This is a genomic window from Streptomyces sp. B21-083 (genome assembly GCF_036898825.1).
Classification (GTDB): Bacteria; Actinomycetota; Actinomycetes; order Streptomycetales; family Streptomycetaceae; genus Streptomyces.
Genome location: NZ_JARUND010000001.1, coordinates 5,283,033 through 5,294,381, shown reverse-complemented (window position 1 = coordinate 5,294,381; position 11,349 = coordinate 5,283,033). Strand labels below are relative to the sequence as shown.

Here is an 11,349-nt window from a genome sequence, read left to right as displayed (position 1 = left end):
GTTGGTAGGAGCGGCCCCGGGGTCGGCGACCGGCCCTCAGACCAGTTCGAGTCGCCGTTCCGGTTGCCAGGCCGAGGTGGGCTGCGGGTCCCACTTCCTGGTGGTCCGTACGTAGCCGTCGATCACCGAGAGCATCGCCAGGACGAGAAGGGGCCCGAACACCCACGGGCGGTCGGCCAGCTGCGTCGGCAGATAGCGGTACGACAGCAGAAGCGCGACGAACACCGTCGCGCCGTGGGCGACCAGCCTGGTCGCCGACCGGTCCCAGCCTCGGTCGAGCGACCGCAGAGCCGCCTCCACCGTGAGCGCGAACACCACACCGGCCAGGAGATCCGCGCCGTAGTGGTAGCCGAAGCCGAGCGTCGCGGAGACCGTGGCGACCAGCCAGAACGTCCCCGCGTACCGCAGGAACCGGGGGCCCCTGCGGGAGTGGACGAAGATCACGGTGGCCCATGCCGTGTGCAGGCTGGGCATGCAGTTGCGGGGCGTGATCCCGTCGTACGCCATGGGTTTCGGGGTGCCGACCGGCAGCGGGACGTCCGGCCACAGGTTGGCCACCGCCCAGTGGCCGCCGCCCGTGCCGAAGGCGCCGGGGCCGTAGGCGAAGACCGGTCCCACGACGGGGAACACCATGTAGACGGCCGGGCCGAGGAGGCCGATCGCCAGGAACGTACGCACCACGTGATGGCCCGGGAAACGGCCTTCGGCCGCCACGTTGCGCAGCTGGTACAGCGCGACACAGACCGCGGCCACCGCGAGCTGGATGTAGACCCAGTCGAGGAGGTGGGTGCCGATCGGGCCCGTGGCCCTGACGATCCGGCCCGCCAGCCAGGACGGGTCACCCAGCGCGTGGTCGGCGGTCGCCACGTACTGGTCGAGCACCGTCGGGCGGGTCTTCGACGTGATCAGCAGCCAGGTGTCGCCTGCCTTGCGCCCGGCCACCAGCAGCAGGCCGAGCCCCACGCCCTTCAGCAGCAGCATCCGCTCCTGGCCGGTCCGGCGGGTGACGGCGATGACCGCACAGCCCAGCATCACCCACAGCGCGCCGTTGCCGAAGCAGTGGCTCCCGGCCACCTGGGCACCGGCCGCCCACCGCACCAGCAGGAATACAAGGTCGATGCCGACCGCGGCACCGGCGGCGATGAACCGTTGCCGCCAGGGGAGCACCACCATCATCAGCGCCATGCTCGCGTACAGCAGGGGTCCGGATTTGGGCGGGTATATCACTTCCTGCAACTGATTGGTGACCGGCCCCGGCAGGCCGTAGTGACGCGCGGCGATCTCCAGCGCGACAAGAAATCCGAGGGCCGCCACACCCGCCACGAGCCAGAGGGTGTGTATTCGCGAGAACACTCGTGGCGGCATGTATGACTTCCCATTCGATGTGCCGGACTCTTGTCAATCAGTTGCTGATCGCGCTGATCACGCTTTATGGGCGGCTTTCTCCCCCACGAGGACGAGCTGTGCGAGATCTCTCCGCGAAATCTGTCAGGGGCTCCCGACAGATGAAGATGGCCGGAGCACGCTCCTGGTTCCGGCTTCAGAACGCTCCCCCGTCACCCCTCGCCGGCCCCCGCCGCGCCCCGTGTCCCGCTGTCCGCCCGCCACAGCGAAAGCACAGGAGGACCGCCAGGACGATACTCCAGGTGGGGGACGCGGTGAAGTCCCGGTGAAGCCGCGACGGCCGGCAGGTGCTGCCCGGGTCATCACCTCCGGGCTCGTCCCGGGACCGGGGCATGCCTCTTGCCCGTTACGTCTGCGGCCAGGGGGTACTCGTGGGCCGACTGTCCCCTACGTCGGAGCGATCGTGCGAGCACTTGTCGTCAACTGCACCCTCAAGAAGTCCCCCGAGCCCTCCAACACCGAGGCGCTCACCTCGGTCGTCACGGAGCGGCTCTCGAGACTCGGCGTGGAGGTGGACTCCGTACGGGCCGTCGACCTCGATCTGGCCCCCGGGGTGGTCACCGACGCCGGCGACGGCGACGAGTGGCCCCGGGTCCACGCGAAGCTCCTGGAGTCGGAGATCCTCATCGTCGCCTCGCCGACCTGGCTGGGCCGGCCGTCCTCGGTGGCGCAGCGCGTCCTTGAGCGGATGGACGCGATGATGTCCGAGACGGACGGCGAGGACCGTCCCGTCGCCTACAACCGGGTGGCCGGAGTCGTGGTCACCGGGAACGAGGACGGCGCGCACCATGTGATCAGCGAGATCTCCGGGGCCCTCGCGGACATCGGCTACACGATTCCGGGCCAGGCGTGGACGTACTGGCATCTGGGCCCCGGCGCGGGGCCCGACTACCTGGACGAGCAGCGGGGCCGTGAGTGGTCGCACCGCACCGGACGCGCCATGGCCGACAACCTCCACGGCGTCGCCCTGGCCCTGGCCGAGCGGCCGCTGTCGGCACCGGGCTCGGACTGAGGGGGCTCCATGACCGTCGAAGCCGAAGCAGTCACCACCGTCCCCAGGCTCCGCTACTGGGTGCCTCCGGGCGTGTACGCGCCTCAGACCGACACCCGGCTCATGCGGCAGGCGATCCGCCGCGAGGACGTCACGGAGCGGACGGACGTACTGGACCTTGGGACCGGAAACGGTCTGCTCGCGGTCGAGGCGGCCCGGCTCGGCGGGCGGGTCACCGCCGTGGACATCTCCTGGCGGGCACTCGCCACCGCCCGGCTGAACGCCCTGCTGAACGGACAGTCCCTGCGGGTGCGCCACGGCGACCTGGCCTCGGCCGTGCCCGGCCGCCGCTTCGACCTGGTCATCAGCAACCCGCCGTACGTGCCCGCCCCGGACACCGCACCGCCCCGGGGCTCCGCCAGGGCCTGGGACGCCGGAAGTGACGGGCGGCTGCTGATCGACCGTATCTGCGACACCGCGCCGACGGTTCTGCGGCCGAAGGGGACCCTCCTGATCGTGCACTCGCACCTGTGCGGCGTCGACACGACGCTGGCCCGTCTGGAGCGGGCCGGGCTGCGCGCGGAGGTCACCGACCGGGCCTGGCTGCCCTACGGCCGTGTGCTGCGTTCCCGGCTCACCTGGCTGCGGGAACAGGGGCTGGCCGCCGACGGGGGAACGACTGAGGAGCTGGTGGTGATCCGTGCCGAACACGTCTGAACGTCCCCGCCGTGTCCGCGTCCAGCGCGACGGACCCCTGCTCGTCGAGGGCCCGGTCGAGGTGGTGGGCGAGGACGGCGAGGTGGCCGTCTCCGATCGCTTCGTCGTGGCGCTCTGCACCTGCCGCCGCAGCCGCGACTTCCCCTGGTGCGACACCAGCCACCGCCGACGCCGCCGCCGCGAACCGGAAGCCGGAGAGAGCGAAGGAGGCGACGCCTCATGACCAGCACGACCTCGCCCATCACCTCCCCCACCGTCACTCCCTCCCCCTCCCTCTCCCGGCAGCAGTTCCGGCTCCGGCCGCCGCCGCTGCCCGAGCCGCGCGGCCCGCTCTCCGCCGCCGTGATGGCCCGGCTGCGGGGATCCGACCCCGGGAGCGCCCCGATTCCCGTGCCGCCTCCCGAGAGCTGCTCCCCGTACGGCGACGACCTGCAACTCGCCCTGTACGTCCTCTACGAGCTGCACTACCAGGGCTTCGAGGGCGTCCCGGACACCCTGGAGTGGGACAGCGGCCTGCTGGCCTGCCGAGGTGAGATCGAGGACCGTTTCCTGGGCGCGCTGCGCAAGGACGTGCCCGCCGACAGCGCGGAGACGGCCGTACAGGCGCTGGACGAACTTCAGATCGAGCCGGTCGGCGACGACGGCAGCGGCGTCTCGTACTTCCTCCGGGACGAGGGCACCCTCGACCATGTGCGCGCCTACGCGGCGGTGCGCTCCCTCTACCACCTCAAGGAAGCGGACCCGCACGCCTGGGTCCTCCCCCGGCTCCACGGGCGGGCCAAGGCCGCCATGGTCGCCGTGGAGTTCGACGAGTTCGGCGGGGGCCGCGCCGACGAGATCCACGCGCAGCTCTTCGCCGACCTCATGGAGGACCTGCGGCTGGACACCACGTACGGCCACTACCTCGACGCGGCACCGGCCGAGATGCTCGCCACCGTCAACCTGATGTCCCTGTTCGGGCTGCATCGCGCGCTGCGCGCGGCGCTCGTCGGACACTTCGCCACCGTCGAGGTGACCTCCTCCCCCGCCTCGCGCCGCCTCGCCGAGGCGATGCGCCGGGTGGGCGCGGGCCCGGCGGCCGAGCGGTTCTACACCGAGCACGTGACGGCCGACGCGGTGCACGAGCAGGTCGTACGGCATGACGTCGTCGGCGGCCTCCTGGAGGGCGAACCGCAGCTGGACGCCGACGTGGTGTTCGGCATCCGCGCGACCGTCCACCTGGAGAACCGGCTCGCGGACACGCTCCTCGGCGCCTGGCGCGAGGGCGCCACCGGCCTGCGGGGCGACCGGCCGACGGCCGGCTGACCCACCTGTCCGCCGGCCGGCCCGCTCGCCGATCGGCCGGGCGGGGGAGTGCCAGGGCGCGGTGGCCGTTCGCGCGAGGCCGGTCGCGGTCTACTGCCGGGGGAGGTGGGTGGATGCCCCGAAGTGCGTACACGGTGACGGTTGCCGTCCTGCTGGCCGCCGGCACCCTCGGCGGGTGCGGCACGGTGGCGGAACGGCGGGACGCCGTGCGTGACACGACGGCCGCGTTCGAAAAGGCGCTCGCCGAGAGGGCGTACGACCGCCTGTGCGCCGTTCTCGCGCCCGCGACCGTGGCCGAGCTGGAGCAGTCGGCCGGCAGCCCGTGCGCGAAGGCGGTGAGCGAGGAGTCGCTGAAGCCGGGCGGGAGCGTGCGGCGGACGGACGTCTACGGCAACCAGGCGCGGGCCGTGCTCTCCACGGACACCCTGTTCCTCTCCCGTTTCACCTCGGGCTGGAAGGTCGTGGCCGCCGGCTGCGAACCGCGTCCGAAGGTGCCGTACCAGTGCCTGATCAAGGGTGGGTGAGGTGTGAGAGTCATGTTCGTCGTCGTCATCGGGATCATCGCGGTAGGTCTCGCCTACTCGGCGGCCCTGGGACTGACGCACCGGTGACCGGGCACGTGCGGGGCTTCGTGCGGGACAACGCGCTCGGGCTGTTCTTCCTGGTCACGTTCCTGATGACGCTGGCCGGGCAGGCGATCTCCGGCCACGCCGAGTTCAACAACCAACTGGCCACCGACCAACTCCAGCGGATCTCGCTGGGCGAGTACGTGACGACGTCCGACTTCGCTGTCGACGTGGCGGAGAACTGGCAGTCGGAGTACCTGCAGTTCTTCCTCTACATCGGCGTGACCGTCTGGCTGGTGCAGCGCGGCTCCCCGGAGTCCAAGGAGATGCACAAGGCCGGCACCGAGTCCGACGAGGAACAGCGGGTCGGCGCGCACGCCAGGGCGGACTCGCCCAAGTGGGCCAGGGCCGACGGCTGGCGGCGCGCCGTGTACTCGCACTCTCTGCTGCTGGTCATGGGGACGGTCTTCGTACTGTCCTGGCTGGTCCAGTCGATCAGCGGCACGGCCGCCTACGACGAACAGCGGCTACGGCAGCTGCAGGCCCCGCTGAGCTGGGCCGAATACCTCGGCGCCGCCGACTTCTGGAACCGCACGCTGCAGAACTGGCAGTCGGAACTGCTGGCCGTCGCCTCGATGGCGGTGCTCTCGATCTACCTCCGCCAACGAGGCTCCCCCGAGTCCAAGCCGGTGGGCGCCGCGCACGACGCCACCGGCGTGGAGGGGTGAGGACCCGACGGTCACTCCCGGGTCACTCCCGGGTCACTCCGGCGGTCAGATCAGCGGACCGGGGGTGCCGGGCGTGCCAGGGGTGCCGGCCCCGGGGACACCGGTGGCGCCGGGCCCGGGAACGCCGGTGGCGCCGGGGATGCCGGACGTTCCGGGGGCGCCGGGGGTCGTGGGCGTACCCGTCGGGCCGGAGGTTCCGGGCGTCGCGGTCGCGCCGGCACCGGGGTCGCCGGGCTTGATGCGACCCCGCCAGGCGCCCGTCTCTCCGCCGTGCTCCTCGACGTAGTCCTTGAAGCGGTGCAGGTCGCCCTTGACGCGGCGGTCGATCATGCCGAGCGCGTCCGCGCCCTTCTCGGCCATGCCGCTGGGCTCGACCTCCATCGTGAGCTCCACGCGGGTGTGCGTCTCGTCGAGGCGCTCGAACCGCACGGAACCGCGCTGCTGGGTGTCGCCGCCGACGGACCGCCAGGTGATCCGGTCGTCCGCGAGCTGGTCGACGATCTCGGTGTCGAACTCGCGCTTCACGCCACCGATCTTGGTGGTCCAGTGGTTGTGCCGCTCGTCGAGCTGCCTGACCTCCTCGACGCCCTCCATGAACTTCGGGAACTCCTCGAACTGAGTCCACTGGTTGTAGGCGGTGTGGACGGGAACTTCGACGTCCACTGCTTCCTTGACCGTGCTCATGCTTTCCTCCTCATATGAGGTATTGGCGGGCATTGGCGGTCTTCCGCACGACTCGGGTACCCAGACCGACGGAATGAAGACCTCCCGGTCGGGGCGTATCGCGCACCACGAGGGGCACTCGGCCGCCATGAACCCCCGAACCGGAATCCAGAGCTCCTACTGGCTGGAGACCGCGCCCCCGCCCGCCCCGGCTCCCCCGCCGTCCGGTGACCTCACCGTGGACGTCGCCGTGGTCGGCGGCGGCATCGCCGGACTCAGCACCGCCTGGGAGCTGGTCCGGCAGGGGCGCGAGGTGGCCGTACTGGAGGCCGACCGCGTCGCCGCCGGCGTCACCGGCCGCACGACGGCCAAGCTGACCGCCCAGCACACCTTGATCTACGACCATCTGCGCCGCACCCGTGGCCCCGAGGGCGCCCGTCTGTACGCGCGCTCACAGTCCGAGGCGATCCGGTACGCCGCCGGACTCGTCGACGAGCTCGGCATCGACTGCGAGTGGGAGGAGGCGGCGGCCCACACCTACGCCGAGGACCCACGGCACGTCGCCGAGCTGCGGGCGGAGGCCGAAGCCGCACGTGAGGCGGGCCTCCCGGCCGAGTTCGTGACCGGCACCGACCTGCCCTTCGCGGTCGCCGGTGCGGTCCGGGTGAGCGGACAGGCCCAGTTCCACCCCCGCAAGTACCTGCTGGCGCTCACCGAGGACCTGCGCCGGCGCGGCGGCACGGTGTACGAGGGCACGCGCGTCGTCGGTCTCACCGAGGGCGACCCCTGTGTCCTGCGCACCGACGCCGGGGTGTCGGTCCGCGCACGGGAGGTCGTGATCGCCACGCACTACCCGATCTTCGACCGGGCCCTCCTCTTCACCCGGCTCAGCCCCCGCCGGGAACTCGTCGTCGCCGCGACCATCGACGAGGACCGTGCCCCGCGCGACATGTACATCACGCCGGAACGGAACACCCGCTCCGTGCGCAGCGCCCCGTACGGCGACGGCAAGCGGCTCCTGATCGTCACCGGGGAGCATTTCACCCCCGGCGCCGCCGATGTCGAGGAGCGGTTCGCCCGGCTGTCCGCCTGGGCCGACGAGCACTTCACCGGCCTCACGTTCACCCACCGCTGGGCCACCCAGGACAACGACTCCACCGACTCCGTACCGCTGGTCGGACCGCTCCACCACGGCAGCCGGCACACCTATGTGGCCACCGGGTTCGGCGGCTGGGGCCTGAGCGGCGGCATCATGGCCGGCCGACTCCTGAGCGAGCAGATCAACGGCCGTACGGTGGCCTGGAGCGGCCTGTACGACCCGCGCCGGCTGGCCCCCGTGGTCCGCGAGGGGATGTCGTTCCTGAAGCACCAGGCGCAGGTGGCCCGGCACTTCGTCGGCGACCGGCTGCCGGCCATGACGGCTCCCGCGGTGGGCGACATCCCGCCGGGACACGGCGCGGTGATCCGGCTGGGCGGACAGCAGTGCGCCGTCCACCGGGACGAGACCGGTTCACTCCAGGCCGTGTCGGCGCGCTGCACCCACCTCGGCTGCATCGTGGCCTTCAACGACGCGGAGCAGGCGTGGGAGTGCCCGTGCCACGGCTCCCGGTTCGCCCCGGACGGACGGATCCTCCAAGGACCCGCGGTACGCCCGCTGGAGAAGCGCGACATCCCGCAGACGGAGCAGGCATCCCCGGAGTCCTGACCCCGCTCCTCACGGTCTTTACGCTGACGTGGCCGATTCTTTGTCCATGGGCGACCTGCTTGTGAACCAACCCGGGGCTGTCCTGAGGGAGTTTGAGGATCGCGCACCCAACACCGGTGCGCCTGATGCACACAGCCATGGGGGCTTCATGCGGCGAACCGCCGTGATCGCGGGTGTCGTCACCGTACTCGCGCCGTTTCTGCTGACCGGCGCCTCCACGGCGTCGGCCGCGACCAAGGGGTCGCTGACCGTCACAACGCTGGACCGGAGCGGCAAGCCGGTCTACGCCCAGGTGGCGGTCTACAACACGACGACGTCCGACTTCCGCTACGTAGAGAGCAACAAGGCGGCGTCGCTGCCCAACGGCACCTACGAACTCGCCACGTCCTTCACCGACACCCAGGGCGACAGCGCGACGACGACGGTGTACAACGCGTACGGCGTGAGCTGACAGCTGTCGGCCCGCCCGAGGAACTCCCCCGGGCGGGCCGACAGTCAGGTGTGTGTGTCCCCTGTATCCCTTGTGATGCCCGGCCGTCGTGGGGCCGGGCGCGGCGTCACCAGGTGAGGGCGTCGGCCATGTCCGACTGCCAGTACGTGACGGTGATCGAGCTGTCGACGTACACGCCCTTCGCGGGCAGCGCGGGACGGGCGGCGCTCGTGCTCTCGCTGTTGAAGTAGACCTCCAGGCTCTTGGCGGTGTAGCCGTTCGTGCCACTGCCGTCCGCCGCCGACACCACGACGGCCGCGTAGCCCGACTCACCCGGGGCGAGCGTGACCACGGCCTGCGGCTGGGAGTCCTCGATGACGGGCGGCACGGACTGGGCCTCACCGAACCGTACGGCCGGGTAGCCCACGAGGTCGCAGAGCTTCGAGCCGGTGTTGGTGACGGTGAGGAGGACGTGGTTCAGCGGGCGGGAGACCACCGTGGCGGTCGTCCTGGTGGAGGTGACGGTGCAGGGCGTGTAGCGGGACTTGGACCCCGAGTCGCCCGAACTCGCGGAACCTGAGGAGCCCGAGGAGCCCTTGGCGCCCGATGAGCCGGTGGAACCCGTGGAACCCGTGGAGCCCGAGGCGCTGGTGGAGCCCGTCGTCCCGCTCGAACCGGTCGTTCCCGTGGTGCCGGTGGTGCCGGTGGTGCCGGTGGTACCGGTCGTGCCCGTCGAGTCCTTGGTGCCGGCCTGTCCCGCCTCCGTGGACGTTCCCCCGCTCGTCGTGGACGAGGAGGTGGACGTGGCGGACCCGGCCGAGGCTCCCTCGTCGCGGGCACCCTCCGCGTTGCCGCACGCCGTCAGAGTCAGAGTGACGGCTGTGAGCGCGGCGGCGGCGAGCAGACGGGTGCGGGCGGTACGTGCGGACATGTGATTCCCCTGATGCGATCGGTGCGTTGCGATACGGATCCGTGGGCAGGCCGCTCGACCGGGTGCCGGAAGCGGCGTGCTTGGATGACCAGAGCCTGTGCCAAGATCCGTCCCGGCCACCACAACTGACGAGGCATCCGGAACACTGGAATGCCCGCGACCCCTTTGACCTGGGGGAACGAGCTCCGTCTGGAACGGCGGTCCGGGACGCGGAGAGAGGGAGGAACGGTGACGGGGGATCAGTTCCCGGAGCTGCTGGGCCGGTTGAAGGAGCGGTCCGGGCTCAGTTACGGAGTGCTCGGGAAGCGGCTGCACATGAGTGCGTCCACGCTTCACCGGTATGTCAACGGGGACGCCGTACCGACGGACTACGCCCCCGTGGAGCGGTTGGCCCGGCTGTGCAGGGCGACGCCCGAGGAACTGGTGGAGCTGCACCGGCGGTGGATCCTCGCGGATGCCATGCGGGGGCAGAAGGCCGGCGCGGGCGGTACTCCGGCGGCGGAAACCGTGGCCGCCACCCCGGTTACGGAAGCCGTGGCCGCCACTCCGGCTGCGGAAGCCGTGGCCGGCACACCTTCCGTCCCTGCCGTGACCGGGCCGGCGGGGGCTCCCCCGGTTCGGCGTCGGCGTACCGTCGTGCTCGCCGGCGCTGCCGTGGTCGCCGCTGCCGTGGCGACCGTACTCGTGGTGAACCTCGTACCCGGCGAGGGTGATGCCGACCGGAGCGGGAAGCGGTCCGTGGTCGCTGCGGCCTCTGATGCCGAGTCCACCGACGACCGTCCCGCCACCTCCGGGCCGTCCGGCGCGAAGGGTAGGTCGGCGGCGCCGTCCGCCTCACCCAGCGGCAGTCCCACGGATTCCCCCTCTCCCTCCTCCCCGACTCCCGCCGTCTCCGACGCCGGGGCGGCGGTGCAGGGGGAGGAGGCCGAGGACGGGGCCACCGCACCCACCGTCGCCGTCAATCCGTACAAGTGGGACGACCCGTGCGGCCCGCACATCCTGATCGACCAGAAGCCCAAGCAGGTGCCTCCGCCGCCGACCGAGCCGGACGCTCGCGGGTGGGTCACCGCGCTCGGTGGGGTCACCGGCGGGAAGCAGATGCTCGCACTGACCGTGCAGGGCACCGGGAAGGCGACCGTCGTCCTGGAGGCACTGCATGTGCGGGTGGTGGAGAAGAGCGCTCCGCTCGCCTGGAACGACTACGCGATGGGCGTCGGGTGCGGTGGTGGCGTGGACACGGTGGCCTTCGACGTGAACCTCGACGCCGGGCGGCCCTCGGTCTCGCCCAGGGCCGGGCAGCGTGACTTCCCGTACAAGGTGAGCGAGGCCGATCCCGAGGTCTTCTACGTCTTCGCCGACGTCACCACGCACAACGTGAGCTGGTACCTGGAGCTGGACTGGTCCAGCGGCGACCAGCGGGGCACCATGCGCCTCGACGACAGAGGCAATCCCTTCCGGACGAGCGGGAACGTGGGACGGCCCGCGTACACCTATCCGCTCGGCGACTCCGAGTGGGGTCTCGACCCGTACGAGCCCGAGGTCCCCGCCCGCTAGGGGCATCGCCCCGTTCTCTCCGCACCCGCGGGCGGCCCCCCAGCGGAAATCGCATCGCGGCTCACACGCGGCCGGCCGGCCGACGCCGGACCACCATCGGCGCCCTACCCCAAGTCAAGGGTGATGCCAAGAGCGACGGCGAGGATGAGCGGGAGGATCGCGTCGGTGTCGTAGGCGCCGGCCCGTGTGACCTTCCTGGCGGGGTGCCGCGTGGGCCAGGTCCCGGTCCACCGAGGGCATCGTCGGTCAACCTGCCGTTGCCCTACGCCAGTTCGATCCCCCGGCGCCGACACCGGACCCGGCGCTCCAGGCCTCGCCCGTCGCCCCGCTGCTTTCCGGACCGTGGCAAGGCCGG

The 11,349-nt window shown here is 71.4% G+C and carries 11 protein-coding genes and 1 pseudogene; 9 read left to right on the top strand and 3 right to left on the bottom strand.

Annotated features, from left to right (window positions below):
- Window positions 1-36 precede the first annotated feature (36 nt).
- Window positions 37-1,365 carry a phosphatase PAP2 family protein gene (locus QA861_RS23785; protein WP_334590317.1) on the bottom strand — a complete coding sequence of 443 codons (1,329 nt, stop codon included), beginning with the start codon at window positions 1,363-1,365 and terminating at the stop codon, window positions 37-39.
- Window positions 1,366-1,807: 442 nt separating this feature from the next.
- Here QA861_RS23785 and QA861_RS23780 point away from each other — a divergent pair, with 442 nt between their 5' ends.
- The 6 genes from QA861_RS23780 to QA861_RS23755 all read left to right on the top strand — a co-directional run bounded on the left by QA861_RS23780 (window position 1,808) and on the right by QA861_RS23755 (window position 5,711).
- On the top strand, window positions 1,808-2,416 hold the full coding sequence (locus tag QA861_RS23780) for a flavodoxin family protein (protein WP_334590316.1): 609 nt from the start codon (window positions 1,808-1,810) through the stop codon (window positions 2,414-2,416).
- A gap of 9 nt (window positions 2,417-2,425) precedes the next feature.
- Window positions 2,426-3,112: a HemK2/MTQ2 family protein methyltransferase gene (locus QA861_RS23775; RefSeq protein WP_334590315.1), complete on the top strand. Its 687-nt coding sequence runs from the start codon at window positions 2,426-2,428 to the stop codon at window positions 3,110-3,112.
- The gene (locus tag QA861_RS23770) at window positions 3,096-3,335 is read left to right on the top strand and encodes a CDGSH iron-sulfur domain-containing protein (RefSeq protein WP_334590314.1); all 240 of its coding nucleotides are present in this window, start codon (window positions 3,096-3,098) and stop codon (window positions 3,333-3,335) included. Before QA861_RS23775 ends, QA861_RS23770 begins: the two co-directional genes overlap by 17 nt.
- On the top strand, window positions 3,332-4,417 hold the full coding sequence (locus QA861_RS23765) for an iron-containing redox enzyme family protein (protein WP_334590313.1): 1,086 nt from the start codon (window positions 3,332-3,334) through the stop codon (window positions 4,415-4,417). Before QA861_RS23770 ends, QA861_RS23765 begins: the two co-directional genes overlap by 4 nt.
- Before the next feature lie 113 nt (window positions 4,418-4,530).
- On the top strand, window positions 4,531-4,941 hold the full coding sequence (locus QA861_RS23760) for a hypothetical protein (protein ID WP_334590312.1): 411 nt from the start codon (window positions 4,531-4,533) through the stop codon (window positions 4,939-4,941).
- 83 nt (window positions 4,942-5,024) lie between these two features.
- Window positions 5,025-5,711 (top strand): DUF6766 family protein, encoded by a 687-nt coding sequence (locus QA861_RS23755; RefSeq protein WP_334590311.1) that lies wholly within the window; start codon window positions 5,025-5,027, stop codon window positions 5,709-5,711.
- A gap of 216 nt (window positions 5,712-5,927) precedes the next feature.
- On the opposite strand, the pseudogene QA861_RS23750 reads toward QA861_RS23755, so the two are convergent.
- Window positions 5,928-6,395 (bottom strand): annotated as a pseudogene (locus QA861_RS23750) (SRPBCC family protein); the annotation flags it as partial.
- 127 nt (window positions 6,396-6,522) lie between these two features.
- On the opposite strand from QA861_RS23750, the gene QA861_RS23745 reads away from it, so the two are divergent.
- The gene (locus tag QA861_RS23745; protein WP_334590673.1) at window positions 6,523-8,079 is read left to right on the top strand and encodes an FAD-dependent oxidoreductase; all 1,557 of its coding nucleotides are present in this window, start codon (window positions 6,523-6,525) and stop codon (window positions 8,077-8,079) included.
- A gap of 148 nt (window positions 8,080-8,227) precedes the next feature.
- On the top strand, window positions 8,228-8,530 hold the full coding sequence (locus tag QA861_RS23740; protein WP_334590310.1) for a hypothetical protein: 303 nt from the start codon (window positions 8,228-8,230) through the stop codon (window positions 8,528-8,530).
- A 106-nt stretch (window positions 8,531-8,636) separates the two neighbouring features.
- Here the strand turns inward: QA861_RS23740 and QA861_RS23735 are convergent, their stop codons facing one another.
- Window positions 8,637-9,440, bottom strand: a complete 804-nt coding sequence (locus tag QA861_RS23735; RefSeq protein WP_334590309.1) for a DUF4232 domain-containing protein — start codon at window positions 9,438-9,440, stop codon at window positions 8,637-8,639.
- 228 nt (window positions 9,441-9,668) lie between these two features.
- Here QA861_RS23735 and QA861_RS23730 point away from each other — a divergent pair, with 228 nt between their 5' ends.
- A complete protein-coding gene (locus QA861_RS23730; RefSeq protein ID WP_334590308.1) occupies window positions 9,669-10,994 on the top strand; it encodes a helix-turn-helix domain-containing protein in 1,326 nt (441 codons plus the stop codon).
- Window positions 10,995-11,349: the final 355 nt, after the last annotated feature.